Source organism: Levilactobacillus spicheri DSM 15429 (genome assembly GCF_001435095.1).
Lineage (GTDB): Bacteria > Bacillota > Bacilli > Lactobacillales > Lactobacillaceae > Levilactobacillus > Levilactobacillus spicheri.
This window is the reverse complement of sequence record NZ_AZFC01000015.1, coordinates 374,906-395,951: the sequence shown is the minus strand read 5'-3', so window position 1 is coordinate 395,951 and position 21,046 is coordinate 374,906. Positions and strand designations below refer to the sequence as shown.

Annotated in this window: 19 protein-coding genes; 7 read left to right on the top strand and 12 right to left on the bottom strand. The window is 57.1% G+C overall.

Features of this window, described 5'->3' with window-relative positions; genetic code table 11:
• The 5 genes from FD37_RS13150 to FD37_RS05600 all read left to right on the top strand — a co-directional run.
• A partial coding sequence (locus FD37_RS13150; protein WP_235807855.1) for a hypothetical protein occupies nt 1-322 on the top strand: 322 nt, incomplete at its 5' end.
• Between the two features lie 125 nt (nt 323-447).
• Nucleotides 448-1,896 carry an MFS transporter gene (locus FD37_RS05615; protein ID WP_056964060.1) on the top strand — a complete coding sequence of 483 codons (1,449 nt, stop codon included), beginning with the start codon at nt 448-450 and terminating at the stop codon, nt 1,894-1,896.
• 250 nt (nt 1,897-2,146) lie between these two features.
• Entirely contained in the window at nt 2,147-3,073 is a 927-nt protein-coding gene (locus tag FD37_RS05610; RefSeq protein WP_056964057.1) for an ABC transporter ATP-binding protein, read from the top strand.
• Complete coding sequence (locus FD37_RS05605) at nt 3,060-3,764, top strand: ABC transporter permease (RefSeq protein WP_056964055.1); 705 nt, start codon at nt 3,060-3,062, stop codon at nt 3,762-3,764. Before FD37_RS05610 ends, FD37_RS05605 begins: the two co-directional genes overlap by 14 nt.
• 14 nt (nt 3,765-3,778) lie before the next feature.
• Nucleotides 3,779-4,369 carry a TetR/AcrR family transcriptional regulator gene (locus tag FD37_RS05600; protein ID WP_056964053.1) on the top strand — a complete coding sequence of 197 codons (591 nt, stop codon included), beginning with the start codon at nt 3,779-3,781 and terminating at the stop codon, nt 4,367-4,369.
• 98 nt (nt 4,370-4,467) lie between these two features.
• On the opposite strand, the gene FD37_RS05595 is transcribed toward FD37_RS05600, so the two are convergent.
• From FD37_RS05595 to pyrF, 3 genes are read right to left on the bottom strand one after another with little or no spacing between them, the layout of a single operon-like run.
• Nucleotides 4,468-5,406 (bottom strand): dihydroorotate oxidase, encoded by a 939-nt coding sequence (locus tag FD37_RS05595; RefSeq protein WP_056964051.1) that lies wholly within the window; start codon nt 5,404-5,406, stop codon nt 4,468-4,470.
• Nucleotides 5,396-6,043 (bottom strand): orotate phosphoribosyltransferase, encoded by a 648-nt coding sequence (gene pyrE / locus FD37_RS05590; protein WP_056964049.1) that lies wholly within the window; start codon nt 6,041-6,043, stop codon nt 5,396-5,398. The genes FD37_RS05595 and pyrE overlap by 11 nt, the downstream gene beginning before the upstream one ends.
• On the bottom strand, nt 6,030-6,752 hold the full coding sequence (pyrF, locus tag FD37_RS05585; RefSeq protein ID WP_056964046.1) for an orotidine-5'-phosphate decarboxylase: 723 nt from the start codon (nt 6,750-6,752) through the stop codon (nt 6,030-6,032). The genes pyrE and pyrF overlap by 14 nt, the downstream gene beginning before the upstream one ends.
• A gap of 295 nt (nt 6,753-7,047) precedes the next feature.
• On the opposite strand from pyrF, the gene FD37_RS05580 reads away from it, so the two are divergent.
• The gene (locus FD37_RS05580) at nt 7,048-8,286 is read left to right on the top strand and encodes an MFS transporter (protein ID WP_056964044.1); all 1,239 of its coding nucleotides are present in this window, start codon (nt 7,048-7,050) and stop codon (nt 8,284-8,286) included.
• Nucleotides 8,287-8,464: 178 nt separating this feature from the next.
• Here FD37_RS05580 and FD37_RS05575 read toward each other — a convergent pair whose 3' ends face one another.
• The 9 genes from FD37_RS05575 to FD37_RS05530 form a co-directional block, all read right to left on the bottom strand.
• A complete protein-coding gene (locus FD37_RS05575; protein WP_056964042.1) occupies nt 8,465-9,145 on the bottom strand; it encodes a GTP pyrophosphokinase in 681 nt (226 codons plus the stop codon).
• Nucleotides 9,146-9,155: 10 nt separating this feature from the next.
• Complete coding sequence (locus FD37_RS05570; RefSeq protein ID WP_056964040.1) at nt 9,156-10,373, bottom strand: MFS transporter; 1,218 nt, start codon at nt 10,371-10,373, stop codon at nt 9,156-9,158.
• Nucleotides 10,374-10,516: 143 nt separating this feature from the next.
• The gene (locus FD37_RS05565; RefSeq protein WP_056964038.1) at nt 10,517-11,464 is read right to left on the bottom strand and encodes an anti sigma factor C-terminal domain-containing protein; all 948 of its coding nucleotides are present in this window, start codon (nt 11,462-11,464) and stop codon (nt 10,517-10,519) included.
• Entirely contained in the window at nt 11,454-11,948 is a 495-nt protein-coding gene (locus FD37_RS05560) for an RNA polymerase sigma factor (RefSeq protein WP_056964036.1), read from the bottom strand. The genes FD37_RS05565 and FD37_RS05560 overlap by 11 nt, the downstream gene beginning before the upstream one ends.
• A gap of 893 nt (nt 11,949-12,841) precedes the next feature.
• Nucleotides 12,842-13,219: a DUF1634 domain-containing protein gene (locus FD37_RS05550; RefSeq protein ID WP_045807475.1), complete on the bottom strand. Its 378-nt coding sequence runs from the start codon at nt 13,217-13,219 to the stop codon at nt 12,842-12,844.
• The gene (locus FD37_RS05545; protein ID WP_045807476.1) at nt 13,219-14,067 is read right to left on the bottom strand and encodes a sulfite exporter TauE/SafE family protein; all 849 of its coding nucleotides are present in this window, start codon (nt 14,065-14,067) and stop codon (nt 13,219-13,221) included. Before FD37_RS05545 ends, FD37_RS05550 begins: the two co-directional genes overlap by 1 nt.
• 335 nt (nt 14,068-14,402) lie before the next feature.
• Nucleotides 14,403-15,260 (bottom strand): LysR family transcriptional regulator, encoded by an 858-nt coding sequence (locus FD37_RS05540; protein ID WP_056964032.1) that lies wholly within the window; start codon nt 15,258-15,260, stop codon nt 14,403-14,405.
• Nucleotides 15,261-15,271: 11 nt separating this feature from the next.
• Complete coding sequence (locus tag FD37_RS05535) at nt 15,272-16,162, bottom strand: alpha/beta hydrolase (protein ID WP_056964029.1); 891 nt, start codon at nt 16,160-16,162, stop codon at nt 15,272-15,274.
• Complete coding sequence (locus tag FD37_RS05530; protein ID WP_056964026.1) at nt 16,152-17,444, bottom strand: PTS transporter subunit EIIC; 1,293 nt, start codon at nt 17,442-17,444, stop codon at nt 16,152-16,154. Before FD37_RS05530 ends, FD37_RS05535 begins: the two co-directional genes overlap by 11 nt.
• A gap of 1,307 nt (nt 17,445-18,751) precedes the next feature.
• Between FD37_RS05530 and yicI the strand changes: the two genes are divergently transcribed.
• Nucleotides 18,752-21,043, top strand: coding sequence for an alpha-xylosidase (yicI, locus tag FD37_RS05520; RefSeq protein ID WP_045807481.1), 2,292 nt, complete (start codon nt 18,752-18,754; stop codon nt 21,041-21,043).
• The last annotated feature ends 3 nt before the right edge of the window (nt 21,044-21,046 follow it).

Sequence of the window (21,046 nt, the reverse complement as noted above, 5' to 3'; positions counted from 1 at the left end):
AACGTTCTGTCGGCTTCATTTTCCCGAGGTGGGCACGATTCCGAAACCTCGCAAGAACCGCGAGTTTCCGGAACTCGGCCTGATTGTAAGCCAGCCCAGAACGCTGACTAACAATCATTTCACCACGGGAAAAACGCCGACGCCACGTTGCTGGATAGCTGATGACCTGACTAGTGGCGTCACGGCGCGAGTAATCTGGCCACTTTCCTGCCTGAAACCAGCGGGTAAAGACGGGGCTGACCGCAACGAGACCGGCGCGATTTTTGCGGGGAGCTCAAAGTCGTGCCGGCCACGTTTCAGCCCTATTCTGGCCGACTGGTAGGCACGAGTTACGACCACCTTACTTGCCAACCATGAAGCCGACAGAACGTTGCGCCAGTCCCCACTAGGTTGCCGATCAACTTATCCATCGCTCCCCCCAAATCACTCACAAAGGAGTTTCCAATTATGCCCACGACCTCTCTCGCCGACGACCCCACCATCCAAAAACACCGCTGGTGGATCCTCGTCGCCGTATGTCTCTTCATCTTCATGTCCACCCTGGACGCCAGCATCGTCAACATCGCCCTGCCGGTGATCAGCCGCGACCTGGCCATCCCCATGAACCAAGCCGAATGGGTGGTCTCGATTTACCTGATTATTATCTGTGCGCTTTTGCTCTTATTCGGTAAACTCGGCGACACCCACGGCAAGGTCCGCATCTTTAAGATTGGGGCCGTGCTCTTCACGCTGGGCTCGCTGCTCTGTGGCTTTAGCTTCGGGTTTCCCTTACTGCTCACCGCCCGAGCCCTGCAAGCCATCGGGTCGGCCATGACCATGAGTACCAGTAACGGTATCATCACCGAAGTCTTTCCCTTTCACGAACGGGGCCGGGCCCTCGGGACCATCGGCTCGTTCGTGGCGCTCGGCAGCATCGCCGGACCCGGTATCGGCGGCCTGATCCTGGCCCACCTCAGCTGGGGCTACATCTTCTGGATCAACGTGCCCATCGGCATCGTGGCCATCCTGGTCGGCCAACGCATCCTGCCCAAAGACCTGGTCGCGCAGCCCCAAACCATCGACTGGTGGGGCGCCGGCCTCTTCGCCGTCGTCATGGTGACCGTCTTCACCGGCATCTTCGTGGGCCAAGAGATTGGTTTCGGCCGGCCGCTGATCCTGGCACTCTTCGCCGTTGGCCTGCTGGCCCTCGTCGTCTTCGGGTACCAGGAAGTCCACACCGCCGACCCCATCTTGGCGCTGGGTCTCTTTAAAAACGCCCGGTTTGCCGTCAGCGTGCTGTGCGCCTTTCTAATCTTCGTGACCAACTTCTTCTTTAACGTCATCGCACCCTTCTACCTGGAAAACGCCCGGGGACTGCCCGCCAATTACGCCGGGTACGCCCTGATGACCTTCCCCATCGTTCAGGTGATCGTGGCGCCCATCTCCGGGACCATCTCGGATAAGATTGGGCCGGAGCTCCTGACCTTCATCGGCCTGGTCCTGATTGCCATCAGTCAGGTGGGCTATATGTTCGCCAGCCTGACCACCCCACTATGGGTCTTCATGGGCTTCATCGGGGTGGTCGGCCTGGGCAACGGAATCTTCATGGCCCCCAACAACTCCATCGTGATGAGCTCCGTGCCCACCCGGTCGCTGGGGGTCGCCGGCGGCATCAACGCCCTGGCCCGCGAACTGGGCATGGTCATCGGGATCTCCCTGGCCACCACGGTCCTCTTCGCGGCCATGAGCCACTCGGCCGGCCATTCGGTCACCTCGTACCTGCCGCAGCACCCGCAGCTCTTCATCCACGGGATGCACGTGGCCTTCCTGGTCGCACTGGTGATCTGCCTGGTCGCCACGGTGATCACCGGGCTGCGGTTGGCGAACCGCCGGCGTGCTGCTCGCTCAGCCAAATAATCTCGTCCACAATATTAAAAATCGCCTGAGGCCTCCAAAGCGCTTTAACGCTAGGGGGTCTCAGGCGATTTTTATGGTTAAAGTCAAGTGGGAACGTTGTTTTGATTCAAAAGTAAGGCACCCAATGACGCTTTACCGGCGACCCACCATAAAGGTGACTTTCCCTGTTGACATCACGTTCAATGTGAGTTAAGGTACCAGAGTACTCATATAGGTACTCTGGTACCTTAAAGAAAGCGAGCTGGTAAGTATGAACGCGATAGAAACAACCGATCTGACTAAACAATATGGTGGGGTAACGGCTTTAAATCAGGTTAATCTACAAGTTCCAGCTGGTAGTATCTATGGCTTTATTGGCCTCAATGGTGCCGGAAAAACAACGACAATGCGAATTTTACTCAACATGATCAAAGCAACTAGCGGTTCGGTTCATCTGCTGGGCGAGGATGTTCAGCACGTTAAGCATGATTTTTGGAATAAGGTTGGGTATCTAATAGAAACCCCTCAGTCTTATTCGCAGCTAACCACCTATGAAAATCTAGAACTCTATGCGCGGCTGCGTGAGATTCCCAGTGGCGTTCGCGCGGATAGAATCGAACAGTACATGGACGAATTGGGGCTCACGGCCTATCGTAATCAGCGGGTTCGTGAGTTGTCACTAGGAAATCGGCAAAAAATAGGATTGATTAAGGCGTTAATTCACGAACCGGAATTACTGCTCCTCGATGAACCAACTAATGGTTTGGATCCTCAGGGATTAAACCAAGTTCGACTCCTTTTGCAGAAGTTGGCTAAAAAAGGAACCACCGTCTTTCTCTCGAGCCACATCTTAGCAGAAATGGAACAGATGTTAACCCACGTCGGCTTTCTGAATCACGGTCGTTTGATCCGCCAAACGGACTATCAAGACTTCTTGGGTCAGCGCCGGCAACCCCTGATTGCCACTTTCGTGACTGCAGACGAGGCCTTGCGAGCCCAGCGCGTTTTAAGCGCAAGCGCTATTCGGAGTACCTGCGCAGATACGACGCTAACCATTCAAGCCCCTACTTCACCAAAAGTTATTCAGGCCTTGGTGACGCAAAACGTTGTCCCGATTAGTTGGCAAAAGAAACAGATTCGTCTGGAAGATCAATTCTTAGCAATGTTAGATTCGGAGGATTCCAATGCACATCATTAAACAAACGGCCATCGTTATTTCCATAGAGATGCATAAGATTTTTAGAGCCGGCTTCATCCCAATTTCTGCCGCGGCTTTTCTGTTTTTACTGCTTGTCAAGCACGGTCAAAATTGGGCGGACTTCACTAACAGTGGTTTGATGTTTATTGTCGCGTTAATTGGTTTAGTTGGTTTTGGCGCCCTCAGTTCGTGGGTGTTTGCCCAAGAATTCACCGCCCAAACCTTTAAAGACTTGTTGGCCTTACCCATTTCACGTAAAACAATCATTGCGGGAAAAATGCTGGCAATCGAGCTGTCGGAACTGGCAATTACCGTGCTAGAGGTTCTTTTACTATTGGGAACGGGATGGCTCTGGTTGCGAACGCCCATTCCGGCTGGACAGTGGCATCTGATAACCCTGGTAGTGCCCAGAACCTTTGTTTATAACGTTCTACTCTCACTCGTTTGGCCGTTCATTGCCTCTTTAACCCGTTCTGTTTTAGTTCCAACGGCCCTTTCGTTTGCAACCATGATTGTTGCGGTCATGTTTGCGGGGCAGGCAGTGGGGCAATATATCCCGTGGGTGATTCCAAGTTATGATTTGGCTAACCCCGGCTTTTCAAGTTCGATCGGCTATCTTCTCATTGTGTTCATTGGCCTGATAGGCATTTACGGTACAATATACGTGTGGACGGTTAAGGATCAACGATAATTGGAGGAACTTTTATGGCAGACCGGAGATATGGTCAAGAATTAAATCAGGCGATTCTTTCCGCTGCGTGGGAACTGTTGGCAGAACATGGCTATGCAGAGCTCACAATGTCGGCAGTCGCCGAGAAAGCACACACAAACAAAAACACGCTTTATCGCCGTTGGGCCAACAAACCACTTTTGGTGGCAGCGGCACTAGAACATCAACACATTGCGGTGGACACCACGCTGCCAAATACGGGCACACTCCGTGAAGACTTAATGGACCTGTTGTCACGGTTTACGCCCGTCATCTCCGCAATGCCAGCGACTACCTGGCAGGCACTGATGAGTGATTTGTTGGCGACATCCGTGGCTAATTTGAATCTAAAGACGTTGCAGTTAGTCGTGAGCGACGAAAATTGGATTACCCAACAACTACCTGATATTCTAAAACACGCGCTTAACCGCGGCGAGATTCAACAAGACGCCAATCCGACCCAGAAATCTTTACCCGCGGTCATGCTGATTCGACAGCTTATCTTCACGGGCACGTTGACCCCAGCGCAAGTGACAGATATCGTGGACAACATCTTATTACCCGTCTATTGTCGGCCGGCACACTGATACCTTGACTAAACGTAGAAAAGGCCTGGGAATGTTTCCAGACCTTTTTTATCTTCTCCGAAGATTGCATGCTCAAACGGGGGCCGCTCCTTGGGGCATTAACGCACCTGCAGTTTTCCCCGAAAATCGGCCAACGTCTGGTACCCCTTGGTCGCCATCACCGCAGTGAGCTCGCGGGTCAACCGCGCAAAGATCGCGGGGCCCTCCGTCGCTAACGCCGTGCCCACCTGCACCAGGTCGGCGCCGCACAGGAGGTGTTCGAAGACGTCGGTTCCGGTCCGCACGCCCCCGGTCCCGATGATGCCGATGGTCGGGTTCAGCCGTTGGCGCCAGGCCCGGACGTTGGCTAGCGCCGTAGGCTTGACGTACGCCCCACCGATGCCGCCAAAGCCTCCCTTGGGCCGAATCACCGGCCGCTCCGTGAGCGGGTCGATCACCAGCCCGTTGCCCAGTGAATTGATGGCATTCACGTAGGCCAGCGGGTACCGGTTCAAGATGGCGGCCAAGGCGTCGAACTGCGCCAGGTCCAGGTACGGCGGCAACTTGATGCCCAGCCGTTTGGTGAAGAACTGAAAGGCCTGGTCCAAGACCCGCGTCACGGCCGCAAAGTCGTAGGCCACCTGCGGCTTGCCCGGCACGTTCGGGCAGGAAAGGTTCAACTCGACCAGTCCGGTAAAGTCACTCTCCTGGACCCGCCGGAGCATCGCCAGGTCGTCGGCTAGCGACAGCCCGGCCAGCGACAAAATCACCGGCGCCGTGGCGGCTTGCTGGTGGGCGCAGGCGTAGGCCAGGTAGGCATCGAAGCCCTGGTTCGGCAGGCCCATCGAGTTGATGCTCCCCAGCGGCAGGGCCTGAAACCGCGGCCGGACGTTGCCGTCCCGGGGCGCCAGGGTCGCACTCTTGGTCACCACCCCACCGGCCGCGGACGCCAGCACCTCGTCGAGCTCGGTGGGGGTCGCGCAGTGGACCCCCGCCGCGTTTAATAACGGATTGGCAAAGGTCACCCCGGCCAACGAACTGGTCAGCTTAATCGGCATGGTCGGCCTCCTGGTGGGTCCAGGCCCACGGGTCCCGGTGCCAGGTCGCCAGGTAGGCGTGCTGCGCGGGCGTCAGTTGCCCCGCCGCGTAGGCCTGGTGAATCACGTCGGTGTAGGTCAGAAGCGGCACCAACGGCGTCTTGGCCGCCGCAAAGTTCTGGTCGGCGTCCGGGAATTGGTAGGTGTAAATGGCGGCCACCCCAGCCACCCGGTACCCCGCTTCCCGGACGGCTGCGACCGCCTGGAGGACGCTGCCCCCGGTCGAGATCAGGTCGTCGATCAGCACCACGTGGTCCGTTTCGGTCAGGCGCCCCTCAATCTGCTTGTTGGCCCCGTGGTCCTTGGGCTTCGACCGCACGTAGATCAGCGGTAATCCCAACTTCTCGGCGACCCAGGCGGCGTGGGGAATCCCGGCCGTGGCCACCCCACCGATCACCGTGGCGTCGGGGTAGTGCTGGCGAATCAGGTCCGCCAGGCCACTCGCGATGCGGTCGCGCAGTTCGGGATACGAGATGGTCAACCGAAAGTCGGTGTAGATGGGCGCCAGGATCCCGCTGGCGTAGCGAAACGGGCGGTCTAACGATAGGCTTACGATGTGGTCCGCCACTAGGGCTTGAATGATTTTATTGTTGGGCATGGTTCCACTCCTTTACTAGTGCGTGATAGGCGTCAACGGGTTGGGCGGCTTGTAAGATGGGCCGGCCCACGACCAAGGCTGTACTGCCGGCACGGGCCGCCGCGGCGGGCGTCGCCGTGCGGGCCTGGTCGTCGGCCGCGGCCCCCGCCGGTCGAATCCCCGGCGTGACGTACCAGAAATCGGGGCCGACCGCTTGGCGCAGGGCGGCGACCTCCTGTGGAGAGGTAATCACCCCGTCCGCGCCGGCGTCCCGCGCCAGCTGGGCCAGAGCCACCACTTGGTCGGTCATCGACAGTTGGCAATGCTGGTCGCGGGCCAATTCCGCGGGGGTCACCGAGGTCAGTTCGGTCACCGCCAGCAACTTGGGCACCGGTCGGCCGGCCGCGTGCGCCCCGGCCACCAGTCCCGCCTTGGCCGCTGCGATCATTCGGCGGCCGCCCAGGGCATGGACCGTGGTGTACTGGACCCCCAGCCGGCCCAACTGGGTCATCGCCCGCTGGACCGTGTGAGGGATGTCGTGGAGCTTCAGGTCGAGGAAGACGTCACAGCCCCGTTGCCGTAAATCCCGAACAATCCTGGGACCCTGACCATAGAACAATTCCATCCCGATCTTCACCGTCAGTGGTTCATCCGGGTCGAATTGGTTCAACAATGAAAATAAATCGTCACGATTTGAAACGTCGCCTGCAATCATTAATGGGCCGTACATAAGGTGCCTCCTCATTTTTTACAGCAAAAAAGCCCGTTCTTCCGCGGTTCCCGTTCCTTTTTCCAGAACCGGGACCACCGCAGAAGTGCGGACTTGTTTTTTTCTCCGTCCGCTTGGGGCCTCACGGGACCCGCTTAAAGCTCGCTGATTTACTCACTACTTTACCAGCTTCTGGCCAGCTGTCAAGGAAAATAAAGTTGACCAATTTCCCCTTGCTTTTCGAATTAGTTCGTGGAATAATCGAAACTAATCAAAAAATAACGGGTGCCAGAGAGCACCCATTTGGAGGACGAATATGGAAACGACTACCCTAAACACGCACACCCACAGTCTCAGCAAAAAACAGAAATGGACGATTGCTTCAACCAGTTCTGGCTTCGCGCTCGAAAACATGGATGTGCTTTTTCTATCCTTCGCGATGAGCTCCATGATCGCCGACCTGCACCTCAGCGGCGGGGCCGCCGGGTTGATCGGGTCGATCACTAACCTGGGCATGCTGTTCGGCGGCATCCTCTTCGGGCTGATCGGTGACCGGTTCGGCCGGGTCAAGACCTTCTCGTACACCATCTTCATCTTCGCGTTCGCCACGGCCATGATGGCCGTCGCCAACAACATCACTTTCATCTACCTGTTGCGCTTTCTGGCGGGCATCGGGGCCGGCGGGGAATACGGCGTCGGCATCGCCATCATCGCCGAGTCCTTCCACCGCAACCAGATCGGTAAGATGACCTCCATCGCCGCCATCGGGGGACAAATCGGGGCCATCCTGGCCGCCATCGCCGCGGCGCTGATCATCCCCCGCTTCGGCTGGCACGGGCTCTTCTTACTGGGCCTGCTTCCGGTCATCCTGACCTACTTCGTCCGGCGCCACTTAACGGAGACCGATGCGTTCGTCCAGGCCAAGCAGACCGAACAGACGTCCACCGCCAAGGCCGTCTTCACCTACATGTTCAGCTCCCCCAAGGTCGCCTACCAGAGCCTGGGCCTGATGGTCATGACCACGGTCCAGATCGCCGGCTACTTCGGCCTGATGAACTGGCTGCCAATCATCGTGCAGAAGCAGCTGGGACTAAACGTCTCCGGTTCCTCCCTGTGGATGATTGCCACCATCCTGGGCATGAGCCTGGGGATGCTGACCTTCGGCTCCATCCTGGACTTCTTCGGTCCCCGCCGGGCGTTCGGCATCTTCCTGCTGGCCTCCGCGGCGATGGTCTTCACCATCACGCTGGCCCACAGCACGCTTTCGCTACTGCTCATCGGCGCGGTCGTCGGTTTCTTCTCCAACGGGATGTTTGGTGGTTACGGCGCCGTGATCTCCCGGCTCTACCCGACCGAGATTCGCTCGACGGCCAACAACATCATCGTCAACGTTGGCCGGGCCATCGGGGGCTTCTCCTCGGTCGCCATCGGGGTGCTGATGGACCACTACTCCCTGACCGTGGTCATGGCCTTTCTCTCCCTCCTGTACCTGATTAGCTTCACCACCATGCTGACGTTACCGGGGTTGCGGCAGCTGAGCCAAACGACTAAGTAAGTCACGGCACACCCAATCATAAAGACTTGAAAGATCATTCAGATATCATAAAAAAGCAGGCAGGAAATTCTCAAAATTGCGAGAATTTCCTGCCTGCTTTTTTATTTTCTTGATATCGCCGCCGAAACGTGCGCCAAAGGGCAGCTAGTTTCGCTTAACCGTCTTTGGACCCACTTTTTTAGATAATCGTATTATCTTCCGCCCGAATCTGGTTCTTGATGGCGTTCATGTCCTGGTCCAACTGGTGGACCTGGTCCGCCTTTTGGCGCAGTTCCTGGCGCAGTTCCGCCTGGTGACTGATCCGTTTCTTGTAGTTCAGTTCATGTTCCAGCGAGGCCCAGAAGTTCATCGCAATCGTGCGGATCTGAATCTCGACGATGACCTCCGTCTTGCCCGCCGCCAGGTAGACCGGCACCGCCAGGATCAGGTGCAGGCTCCGGTAGCCGTTGGGCTTGGGGTGGGCGATGTAGTCCTTGCGCCGCAGGATGCGGATGTCCGGTTGCTTGGCCAGCCGCCGCTCGACCGTGGTCACGTCGTCTTCGAAACGTACGATGATCCGAATTCCCGCGATATCGTGCATTTCCTGGGGGAGCGTGTTGAGGTTGAAGTCCAGGTGTTTGCGCTGGGTCTTCTCCAGGATGCTTTCCGGCGACTTGATCCGGGACTGCAGGCTGTCGACCAGCGAATGACCGTTTTGAATCTTATATTCTTGGTCGAGATAATCGATCTTCGTTTTGAGCACCTTGATGGCACTCCGATAGTTGAGCATCAGTTGCCGAAACTGGTCGATGGCCTGCAACGACGTGGGGTCGTTGGGCAGGTTAGCCGGTAAATCGGCATTAGAACGTACACGAACCATTGAATTCCTCCTAAGCCCGTTGCCGCCAGTGGCGAATCTCAGGAACCAGCCACCAGAGTAATAGGAAGTTGACTAATAAGGTAAGCGCGGTGAAGGTGAACACGCCGCTATAGTTGAACCAGTTGGCGACCAGGCCGCCCAGTAACGACCCCAGCATACTGCCCAGGGCCTGAAACGACTGGTTCCAACTGAAGACGGTCCCGGTCAGCTCCTGCGGGGACGCCTTGGTCAGCATGGTCTGAACCACCGGGAACAGCGCCCCGTCGGAGATACCGATCATGAACCGAAAGACCCCCAGCACCCACACGCTGGTGACGATGCCTTGCGGGAAGTACATCAGAATCGCGAAGACGTACCCGAACACCAGGACGCGCGCGGTGCCGTGCCGGTCGCCGTACTCTCCCAGTTTAGGGGCCGCAATCAGCGTCGAGATTCCGGGCAAAGCCGCGATGATGCCGGCCACCACGGTCACCGGCCCCACGTCGTGCATCAATTGGCGCACGTACAGGCTGATGATCGGGGTGATCGAGTTGTTGCCCATCTGAATGATCATGGTCGAGATCAACAGGATGATGATCAGTTTCGGATTCCGGAAGGACCGCAGCCAGTTGCCGCCCTGAGCCTGTTGCTCGCGGGTGACCGGGGTAAAGTGTTCGTGGACCATCGTGCCGCTCAAGACGAACACGATGACCAGCAGGATGCCGGTCAACACGAAGGTCCAGCGAATCGAGAAGACCTGGGCCAAGATTCCGCCCAGGACCGGCCCAATCAGGTTACCGCTGACGTACCCGGTGGTCAGAATACCGATGGCGTTGCCACTCTTGTTCCGCGGCGTCTCCGCGGCGACCAGGGCGCTGGCGTTGGGGATGTAGCCGGCGAAAAGGCCCTGCAAGAAGCGCAGGCCAATCAGCTGCCAAATATTGGTGACGAAGCCCATCAGGCCAATCACCACGGCCATCCCGGCCGACGACCGCAGGAGCATCAATTTCCGCCCCTTCCGATCGGCCAACCGGCCCCAGATTGGGGAGACCAGCGCAATCACCAGGAAGGTCACCGCGTAGGTCACCCCGCTGTACATCGTCAGTTCACCCTTGCTGAAGGTGCCCAGGTCATCCACGTACAAAGACAGAAACGGCATGATCTCACTGAAGCCCATGCCGGCAATAAACGTTCCGAGCCACAGCACCGCCAAGTTCCGCCGCCATTGTTCTGATTTCTGCGCCCCCACGACGCCATCGCTTCCTTTCTAAAAAACATAATCGTTCTTAGTTTAGCAAGTTGGTGCCGGCCAGTGCAAGTGGTTACATCAAGCACCGGCTAGCGGCACGCAAAAAGTCCGGGACCGCGCCCGGACTTTTTAATGGCAGCGTTCTACTTCACCGTCGTCTGGGGCGTCACGACCCCCGCCGCGCTGGCAGCCACCCAACTTGGCGTGCCCAGCCGCTTCAGGTGGGCGCTGGTCCCCGTCACGATGACCCCGGCAAAGCGGGCCGTGGTCAATTGAGGATAGCGCTGGACGTACTGCCCCGCGTACTTGAAGGGAGCAAAGCCGTTCAGCGTGAAGCCGGCCGCGGTCGCCTGATGGCTCGCCGTTCGCGCCACGTCCCGAAACGCGCGGTAGTCCTGCTGAGTCAGCCGCCCCCGCGCGTCGCCGGCCTGCAGACCAACGAAGTTGTTGGCCATGACGGTCGTGTCTGCCTTGCCCGAAACGCCCAGCCAGTACCAGGCCGCGTGGACCCCCTGGGGGAGCCGCTGCTGGATCTGCCGGTAGGTCAACGGGTGCTGGAAGGTGAGGGCCACCTCGGCGACCTGGCCCTTCGTCCGTTCCACCTGCCCCAACTCCTGGAGCGGATGGCTGCCCGTGAGCTGGCCCGCCTGCCGTTTGCGCGCCACGTTATAGAAGACCGGCACCTTCTGCTGGGTCACCCGGTCGTAAACGCGGGCGCCCTGCTCATCCGTCGCGTTGAGCGCGGTCGGCAGGTGGCCGCCCTGGGCCCACGAGTAGTCCGCCGTCATGGGCGACCACGCGACCCGTTGGCCCTCGATGTCCTTGTAACGGTGGCTCAGGACCTGCCCGCTAAAGAGCTTGTTGTTCACCAGGTACTGGTCACTAATCTGGATGTTGGGGGCCATGATCTCCGCCACGTCACTCATGAAGGCGTTGTCCCGGTCCGAGGCCTTGCGTGTCAGCGCGTTGAGCGTCTGGACGGTCAGGAAGCCCAGCCCCAAGCAGACCACCCCCGCGATTAAAATCGTCATGCCCCAACGCCGCAACTTGACGCGGCGAGCGAGGCGTTTAAACTCTTGATTACTCGTCATGTTCCAATCCCCTTATCTGTTTGCGTAATTTTCGGTGAACCCGGTGAAGCCGCATCTTCACGGCCCCGGGCGTTATGGCCATCGCCATGGCGATCTGCTCAACAGACCACTGATCCACGTACCGGTGTACCAGCAAGGTCTGGTCCCGCGGCCGTAAATGCCGCAGGGCCCGGCGCAGGTCCGGGTGGTCGCTCACCGGCGGTTGGACCGTGGTGGCGACCAGTCCCGGGCCCAGGTACCGGGCCACCAGCGCCTGAAGTCGCGCGTGACGGCGGTACTGATCCAGGTAGGTCGACCAGGCGACCTTATAGAGGTACGGCCGGAGCTTCGCGGGTGGCAACACCAGGTCCGCCTCCAGGACCTTCACGAACATATCCTGCACGATATCCGCGGCCACGTCGTTAGCCACCCCCCGGCTGATGAGCGTGCGTTGAATCTCGACGGCCAGCTGCCCCACCAGCGCCTCATACTGCCCCAAATTCATGTGCTTCGATCCCCCTTTTCACTGAGATAACGAATGACTTGGCCAAACGTCACGCTTTTTTTGAAAAAATATGTATTTAATGCGTCAACGGAGGCTGCCGATTGCTTCCACGATTTCCCGCCGAGCGAATGGGTTAAACCGGCAACCTAGCAGGGGCTGGCGTACCGTTCTGTCGGCTTCATTCCCCCGAGGTGGGCACGATTCTGAAACCTCGCCCAAAACCGGCGAGTTTCCAGAACTCGGTCTGATTGTAAGCCAGCCAGGAACGCTGGCTTACAATCATGTCACCACGGGGGAAAACGCCGACGCCACGGTGCGGGCTGGATAAGAACCGCAACCATTGCTAAATGAACGGTCAGTCAATTCCTGGGAATCGCCTGCCAGTCGGCAAAAGCAGGATAACGTCAGTATCTCGTCATCCGTTCAATCGCGCAACCTGAGCTTGAATGCTAGCAGTGACTCAATCTATTTTTGAGTTGCAGACAATTCTTCAAACACGCTACAATCACTGGTCGGCATCCGCAAAATTGCCTTGGTGACTCATAACCCAAGCCGCCAGTTTGTCCCGTTCATTATGGGGACACTCCCAACGTAAGCGGAACAGAGGCGACTTGATGGTCGTGGTGAAATTGATGTTGGTCGGGGCTCTTTCCCGGCCTACATCAAGGCCGAGCTCTAGAGACTCGTGGACTTCGAGTCTCTGGAGTCGTGCCCACCACGACCAGCTTGCTCGCCGGCGTGTAGCGGCGGTCATCACCAGCCCTTCCCTTTTTCACCTGAGCACCCAAAACGCGGGCACGAAAAAATGCCAGCTGATGATGATGCCAAAGATTCGACCGATTGAATAATGATCTTTGGCATCTTCATCAACTGGCATTTCGCCAGTGACTCACTTATTTATGAACCCCAATCACGAGGGCGACCAAGAGAATGATCAGCACCGTCGTGGTAATCCAGACGTAGAGGTGATCACGCTCCTTGTAGAACGCGTAAATGGACACGATGACCCGCAGGACCGGCGTCAAGATCAGGCAGTACGTCCCCAACATCATGATGGCGTACGGCTTGAACTGCAGGGTGCCCAACAGGATGGCCCCCATCCGCAGCGGAATCGTGGTGCCCGGATACCCGGACGTCCCGGTGACCAGGAACAACACAAGTCCGATGGTCATGATGATGGCGGACACGATGACCCCGACTTGAAGAATGCGACCAATAATGGTCTCGACTTCGGCCATTTCACGGGCCGTTGCTGGTTGTTTATCTGCCATTATAAGAAGTGAACCCCCAATCCCTTAAAGAGCATCTGTAACCCAATGTATAAAATAATGGGAATAAAGACGATTCGAATCCACCGTGCGGGCAGGACCTGCATGATCCGTGACCCGATGACGGCCCCCACCAGAATCCCAAGCGCCATTGGCACGGCGATGCTTGGCAGGATCGACCCGTTGAAGAAGTACACGGTGGCACTGGCCGCCGCGGTGACCCCCATCATCAGGTTTGACGTGGAGCTCGACGGCTTCAGCGGCATCTTCATGAAGGTGTCCATGGCCATGACCTTGAAGGCCCCGGAACCGATTCCCAGCAGGCCACTGGCCACCCCGGCACCGTACATCACGGCGAACCCCGCGGGCACGTTTTCCACCTGGTAATCGACGTCCTTCATTTCCGCCTTGTCGAAATAACTGCCGTTTAGCTTCAGCTTGGTGGCAATCTTATCGGGCTCGACCCGTTGAAGGACTTCCTGACCCCGCCGCAGCTTGCGGTACATGTTCCAGCCGGAGAAGACCAGCAGCGCGCCGAACAACAGGTACAGGTACTTCGGGTCCAGAACCCCGGTCAGCAGGGCCCCGGAAATGGCCCCGATGGTCGTCGCGATTTCCAGAAACATGGCGACCCGTAAGTTCAGGACGTTGTCCCGTAAATAGGCGATGGTCGAGCCGGAACTCGTGGCGATCACGGCGATGATACTGGCACCAATTGCATACTTGATGTCTAACCCCATTCCCAGGGTCAGAATGGGCGTGATGATCATCCCGCCACCGATTCCCAGGATGGACCCGGCAATTCCGGCAAAGATACCCACGCCTAACATAATTAAGGCTGTTTGAACCATAAGTGCAACATTCCTCCGATTCCTTTAATCTACGACAATGATTATCATCCATTCGGGGAACGGGGGCAAGTGTCTGGCTTAGTCATTAAAACACTAATTTATAATATTTTCACAATCAGCAATACTATCATATCACCTTTTTTAGTATCTATTTTGATTCTTTGAGAATAAATAAACTTAATCGTAATTTTCTCCCATCAGTCCTTACGCGGCCCGCCAGCCCACAGAAAGCCCCCCGTCATCGCAAAGAAATCGTTCTCATTCGAAAACGGGATTGCCATATTTAAAAAGTATGGCAATCCCGTTTAACTTGTATTTAGCATATATTAGGAGTCTCAGTAACTATCAATGAAGCGTTGGAGGAGCGGACTGGGCGTGATCTGTTCCGGCCAGACCAGCTTCAGCGTGGTCCGCCACGGCTGGTAGCGAATCGGGCGCAGGTTGGTCTCCGGCCCGCTGGCCTGTTCGGCGACCGATTGGGGCACCACCGCCACCCCCATCCGAGCCTCGGCCCACTGGACCGCGGTCCGCGCGTCGTCACAGGTGCAGGCGATGAACGGCGCCATGTGTTTCTCGTGAAAGGTCGCCTCAAAGAGGTGCTCGAAGCGCCGGTACACGATCAGTGGTACCGTCGCCAAGTCCTCGACGCGCAGGGTCGCCCCCCGGAAGTGGTCGTACTTCTTGGGAACCACCGCCACCATCGACTCGGTCTTGAGGTCCTTACTGGCCAGGCGGGGCGCGGTGAACGGCGTGCGCACGATGGCCACGTCGATCAAGTGCTTCTCCAGCCGGTCGATCAGGCCATAGGTGTTGTCCTCGAACAGGCGGATCTGGACCTTCGGGTAGTGCCGGGTCAGCGTGCGCAGCTTGGCGTTGGGCGTGGCCCCGATCGACGAGGAGATGACCCCGACCGACAGCACGCCGGCGAGCCCCTGCCCCAGGGAACGGACCTGGCTATCGGCGCGGTCCCGCAAGTCCAGCAACTGCTGGGCGTAGTCGCGTAGCAGGACCCCGGCCGGCGTCAGCGAGGTCCCGTTCGACGTTCGGTGCAGGAGCTGCACCCCCAGTTCCTCTTCCAGCTGTTTCAGTTGGTAGCTCAAGGGCGGCTGGGCCATGTGCAGCTGCTGGGCGGCGGCCGTGATCTGACCGGCGTTGGCGACCGCTAAAAAGTATTCTAGTTGACGAAAGTTCACTGCGTCTCCTCCTAAGGTTCGTCGGGTTCCCCGTCTTCACTGCGGGACAACCGTGGTTGATTTTGATACCGGTCCTTGCTGGGCAGGGTTTCCTGGAGCAGGTACTGCCGGATCAGCAGGACGATCTGCTTGTTCTGCGGCAGATCCGAATGCGTCGTGTTGTCCCCGGTCACCGTGATCTGCGTGTAGTGCGCGACCTGGTTCTGGAAGACGTACTTCCCCTGTGCCACGCTGTTGGCCGGCACCGTGCCGTCACTGGAATAGTTTTCCGTGCCGGCGACCGAGTAGACCGTCAGCTTCTTCGGCAGGCGTTTCCGGCCCGCGACCAGCTCGTTCAAGATGGCCGTCCGGCTGGTGGTGCTGTTGGACTCCATGTTGTACGGCGTGGCGATGGTCATCAGCCGGTCGATCGTGACGTTCTTGGTCTCGGCAAAGTACTTTTCCAGAAACACGCTCAGAATCAGGCCGCCGTTGGAGTGGCCCAGCGCGTTGAAATGGTTAAAATGATACGTTTTGACCAGGTCCTTGAAGGCAAGGTTCAGCCACTGGGCCTGTTTATTAATATTGTCATATCCGTCGTGGTTGTTTTCAAAGGCGACCACGATGAACGGCTGGTTGTCACCCCGCCGAATACTACCGGTATAGGACAGCTGGCCGTTGGTCGCGACCTTGACCTTCAGGACGCTGTGCGCCGTCTTGGTCTCCTTGCGCAACTGGGTGATCAGCGCGTCGAAGCGGTCCTGACTGGCACTCGACCCCGGCACTAGGATGGTCGGGTTCAGGGGCGTCCGGTAGTTCGACCGGTAATGGGTCACCCGTCCGTGCATCCAGGCCGTGCTGGGGAAGAAGATCCCCAGGGTCACAACCAGTGCGATGATTCCCCAAAGCCATTTACGCCGCATGGTCGTCACGCTCCTCTTCTTCGGGCTGCGGGTCCTGATTCAATAACCGCACGAACGGCAGGTAGATCAGCACGGACACCGCCAGGCACACGATGCTCAGTGCCAGCGCGCGCCAGTCGCCCCCGGTCCCCATGTAGGCCATCAACGGCCCCGGCGTCGTCCGCGGCATCGGGTAGGCCATCGGCGGTACCCATTTCCAGGTGATCGCACACCAGGCCAACAGGATGTTGACGGTCGGCGCGGCGATGAACGGAATCAAGAGAATGGGATTGTACAGGACCGGCAATCCCAGCAGGGTCGCCTCGTTCAGGTTCACCAGGTTTGGCAAGAACGTCTGGTTGGCGATGCGGCGGTAATGCGCGTGGGTCGACCCCAGCCAGATGGCGATGATCAACGCCAGCGTCATGCCGGCCCCGCCGAAGTTGGCGTAGGCGTCCCCCAGGGTGTGCAGGGTGATCGGGTGTGGCAGGTTCCACACGGAATCGTGCTGGACCGCGGTCGCCAGGTTCTGCAAAGCGGTCACGGAGCTGTTGCCCGCTAGGCTGACCGGTCCGATCAGCCCCAGCCACCAGAGCAGGTTGTTAAAGGCCGTCACGGCCAGAATCATCACACCTTGGTGCCCGGGATTACTGATCATGGCCCGCGTGGCCTGGTAGACCAGGCCGTTCAGCCCGCCGGTGGTCAGCCAGCTCATGCCGTAGCCAATCGCCACGGTCAGGACCATCACGACCACCAAGAGCCACGCGACCCGGCCGGTCAGGGTAAACTGCATGAACCAGTGCCAGCCCGCCAGGCGTTTGAGTAGCCAGCTGGCCAGCCAGCCGATGAACAGGCCGACCAAGATGCCCAGGAAGATTCCCTGCGGCCCCAGGTTGTTCTCAACGAACTGCCCCCCGCTGCGCCGGGTCTGATCCAGCATGTCGTAGTTTACGTTTAACGTCAGAAAGGCCAGCGCACTGAGCAGCCCAACCGCCAGACCGTTCCGGTGATAGGCCCGCGCCAAAAAGTAGGCGGTGGTGAAGGCAATCATCACAGCCACGACATTGTTAACCACCAACCCCATTACCTGAAAGGCCTGGCGCCACAGCGTCAATCCCGGTAACCAGGCGCCGATGTGGTAGATGCGAAAGAAAAAGCCGTTCGCCGCCAGACAACTCTGGCCGATGGCGCTGATCAGCGTCATCACCAGGATAAAGGGGTAGGCCACCTGAAGGGCCTGGCGAATGACGCGCATGGCCCGCCATTGCCCGATTCGCTGGTTGATTCGCCACAATCCTTGCATGCAAGTTCCTCCTCCGTGAAGCTTCTACCTTCCATTATACGAACTTCCGGAATCCCCGGCAGGTAGACGCCTTATAAATTTATTTATATCGAATCAGTATTGTGCTCGTTGAGATTAGTAGAAGCTGTCGATTGCTTCCGCTCAGCTGGGCCGTGACGACCGTGGGCACGACTTCGAGCCACGGGAAAGCCCCCCGTGTCTTGAAGCTCGGCCTTGTGGTAAGTCAGCTGAGAAACGCTGACCAACCACAATTTCACGGTCTGGGCCCATCTGAGCTCCAGCAATCTTGACGGTGGTGGGAAAAAATACCCTTTAGTCTTAATTGCCGCCATGGTAGCATCAGTGTTTTTCCCATATTCAGCATGGGAAGCGCACCCCGTCAGAACGTCCATTCAATGCCACCACCGCTTTCTAATCAACTGACACGACACGTCTATCGCCATTCCCAACTCATAGGTGAAGATTGTCGATAACTGCGCTCCACGCCGGCGAGCAAGATGGTCGTGGTGGGCACGACCATCAAGTCGCCTCTGTTGCGCTCACATGGCTAATAATGGCGGCATCACGCGTTTCACCAATACCACGTTGCTGCGGTGAAGGTTGGGATAAATGGTGAGAATCCCATGGCTATCAAGATTACTGGTCCCGGGCCATGAAGTTTATGGAGAGCAGCGATTTTCAGCGACTGGCCACAAGGTCATCCTTCAAAAGCTGGTCATCACGGTCATCTGAGTTACAGCAATTTTATGCTGGTCTCTCCTTCGTAAAAATGCTTTGTCTTACTGGCGCGGGCTAGATGTGCGCGACCAATCGGCAGTGCTTCGTCAGGGTGACCCCACCCTATCAGCAGCACAGAGGCGGCTTACTCGCCGGCGTGGCGCGTTGGCTAGCTACACCAGTGACTGGAAACCAGTTGAGTTAGTCCCAGGATAAAACATCTGACGCGCCAGCACCACCCTCATTTGCGAAAAGGGGTCCCTGGCACCGCGCGGATCAAAACCGACCGGCCTGGGGCGGTGAAACCATTGAAAAGTCACTTTTCGATTGTTCCAATAATTTGGAGCAAAAGGAAAGTGACTTTAAGAAAGTTTTCAGTTTAAATCCCGTTATAACACCATCCCTATCAGAACAGGCTTTTGCTCTCCCCGGATAAATTCTTTTAATGAAAAGTTCACTTTACTATTGTATGCGTTTTCAAAACATGTTAATATGTTGCTGTAAACAACCAACCAATATCGATTGGTTTGGCCATTACATAACTAACACAATGTCTTCGTTTTTAAAAAAATTAAGAGGAAGTGGCTATTTTGAAGTTTACGAATGGTTATTGGCTGACTCGCGACGAATACGACGTTAACTCACCAGCTGAAGCATTCTCTGCAAAACAGGACGGTAAGGATTTAACCGTCTACGCACCTTACAAGCGGATCAAGACGCGTGGGGACGAACTCAACTTAGGGATGACGACGATCAAGTTGACCTCCCCCGTTGAAGACGTCATCGGGGTTAAGTTAACCCACTTTGACCAAGACACGCACGGCCCATCCTACAAGCTCAACAACCTGGACCCCGACGTCCAAATCGATGTGACCGACAAAAAGGCCTCATTGAAGAGCGGTAAGTTGGCCGTTACCCTGCCATTGCGCGATGAATTCGACATGTCCTTCACGGCTGACGGTCGCGAAGTCACCTCATCTCATTTCAAGGCCCAAGGCGAAATCTTGAACCACGACACCGGTGTGCACTACATGCGTGAACAACTCTCCATCGGCGTGGACGAAAAGATCTACGGGTTAGGCGAACGGTTCGGTAACTTCGTCAAGAATGGCCAAGAAGTCCGGACGACCAACCAAGACGGTGGGACCGGTTCCGAACAATCCTACAAGAACATCCCGTTCTACATCAGCAACGAGGGGTACGGGGTCTTCGTTGACCAACCACAAACGGTTGATTATGAAATCGCTTCCGAAAACGTTGACCGGGTTCAATTTAGTGTTGAGGGGCAATCCCTGCAGTACTACGTGATCTACGGCCCAACGCCCCAAGAAATCTTACACAAGTACACCCAACTGACCGGTGGTATCCAATTACCACCAGCTTGGTCCTTCGGTCTCTGGTTGACCACGTCGTTCACCACCGACTACAGTGAAAAGACCGTTATGAAGTTTATCGACGGGATGCAAGAACGTCACATTCCGCTAGACGTCTTCCACTTTGACTGCTTCTGGCAAAAGGGCTTCCAGTGGAGCAACATGGAATGGGACCGCGACGAATTCCCAGACCCAGCCGGCCTGATCAAGCGGATCCACGACAAGGGCATCAAGGTCTGTGTCTGGTTAAACCCTTACATCGCCCAACAAGGCCCAATGTTTGAAGAAGGCAAGAAGAAGGGCTACTTCATCAAGCGTGAAGATGGCACCGTCTGGCAATGGGACCTCTGGCAAGCCGGGAACGCCTTCGTGGACTTTACCAACCCCGACGCTGTTAAGTGGTACCAAAGCAAGTTAAAGGCCCTGCTCGACATGGGTGTGGACTGCTTCAAGACCGACTTTGGTGAACGGATCCCCGTGGACGACGCCGTCTTCTTCGATGGCTCCGATCCAAAGCGCGAACACAACTACTACACGTTACAATACAACCAAGCCGTTTACGACATCATGGCCCAAGAAAAGGGTCAAGAAGAAGCGGTCGTCTTCGCCCGCTCCGCAACGGTCGGCTCCCAGAAGTTCCCTGTTCACTGGGGTGGTGACTGCCTGTCCAACTTCAAGTCCATGTCCGACACCTTGCACGGTGGTCTCTCCTTCCTGAGCTCCGGCTTTGGCTTCTGGAGTCACGATATCGGTGGGTTCGAAGACGGTCCCGACACGCCAACGCCAGACCTGTACAAGCGTTGGTCTCAATTCGGCCTGTTATCTTCCCACAGCCGTTACCACGGCAGTGACGTTTACCGGGTGCCATGGAACTTCGATGACGAAGCCGTGGTCAACACGCGGAAGTACGTCAACTTGAAGCTTTCCCTGATGCCATACCTGTACACCCAAGCGGCGCACGATGCGGCTTACGGGAACCCGCTGATGCGGCCAATGTGGTTCAACTTTACGGACGACTACAACACCCACACCATCGCCAACCAGTACATGTTCGGGAGTCAACTGTTGGTCGCCCCTGTCTTCAACCCTGAAGGCAAGGTGCACTTCTACCTGCCAGCCGGCAAGTGGACCAGCATCATCGACGACAACGAATTCTACGACATCCCTGAAGGCGGCAAGTGGCTCACCAAGACCTACGATGAATTGAGCCTGCCAGTCTTGGCACGGCAAAACACGATTCTGTTACGGAACCCTCAAGCGGTTCACGCCGAATACGACTTCACCAAGGACCTGGACATTCACCTCTTCGACATGGTGGAAGGCTCCACGACCGTGGCTGTCGTTAACGAAAAGGGTCAAGACGCAGGTCACGTCACGGTTGACCGTTCCGGCAACACGCTGACCGTCACGACCGACGGCTTAACCGGCTCAGCTACCATCTACGTTCACGAAAACGGCCAGATCACGAAGACCGCTCTGAACGGAACAACCGCTGAGATCACGCTTTAATTT

Bases quoted from the DNA above. Each gene is read 5' to 3' on its own strand.
- FD37_RS05550 (WP_045807475.1), bottom strand. From the start codon at position 13,219: ATGGCAGATAAACAACCAGCAACGGCCCGTGAAATGGCCGAAGTCGAG.
- FD37_RS05600 (WP_056964053.1), top strand. From the start codon at position 3,779: ATGGCAGACCGGAGATATGGTCAAGAATTAAATCAGGCGATTCTTTCC.
- FD37_RS05605 (WP_056964055.1), top strand. From the start codon at position 3,060: ATGCACATCATTAAACAAACGGCCATCGTTATTTCCATAGAGATGCAT.
- FD37_RS05560 (WP_056964036.1), bottom strand. From the start codon at position 11,948: ATGAATTTGGGGCAGTATGAGGCGCTGGTGGGGCAGCTGGCCGTCGAG.
- FD37_RS05535 (WP_056964029.1), bottom strand. From the start codon at position 16,162: ATGCGGCGTAAATGGCTTTGGGGAATCATCGCACTGGTTGTGACCCTG.
- FD37_RS05595 (WP_056964051.1), bottom strand. From the start codon at position 5,406: ATGCCGATTAAGCTGACCAGTTCGTTGGCCGGGGTGACCTTTGCCAAT.
- FD37_RS05580 (WP_056964044.1), top strand. From the start codon at position 7,048: ATGGAAACGACTACCCTAAACACGCACACCCACAGTCTCAGCAAAAAA.
- pyrF (WP_056964046.1), bottom strand. From the start codon at position 6,752: ATGTACGGCCCATTAATGATTGCAGGCGACGTTTCAAATCGTGACGAT.
- pyrE (WP_056964049.1), bottom strand. From the start codon at position 6,043: ATGCCCAACAATAAAATCATTCAAGCCCTAGTGGCGGACCACATCGTA.
- FD37_RS05610 (WP_056964057.1), top strand. From the start codon at position 2,147: ATGAACGCGATAGAAACAACCGATCTGACTAAACAATATGGTGGGGTA.
- FD37_RS05565 (WP_056964038.1), bottom strand. From the start codon at position 11,464: ATGACGAGTAATCAAGAGTTTAAACGCCTCGCTCGCCGCGTCAAGTTG.
- FD37_RS05545 (WP_045807476.1), bottom strand. From the start codon at position 14,067: ATGGTTCAAACAGCCTTAATTATGTTAGGCGTGGGTATCTTTGCCGGA.
- FD37_RS05575 (WP_056964042.1), bottom strand. From the start codon at position 9,145: ATGGTTCGTGTACGTTCTAATGCCGATTTACCGGCTAACCTGCCCAAC.
- FD37_RS05530 (WP_056964026.1), bottom strand. From the start codon at position 17,444: ATGCAAGGATTGTGGCGAATCAACCAGCGAATCGGGCAATGGCGGGCC.
- FD37_RS05615 (WP_056964060.1), top strand. From the start codon at position 448: ATGCCCACGACCTCTCTCGCCGACGACCCCACCATCCAAAAACACCGC.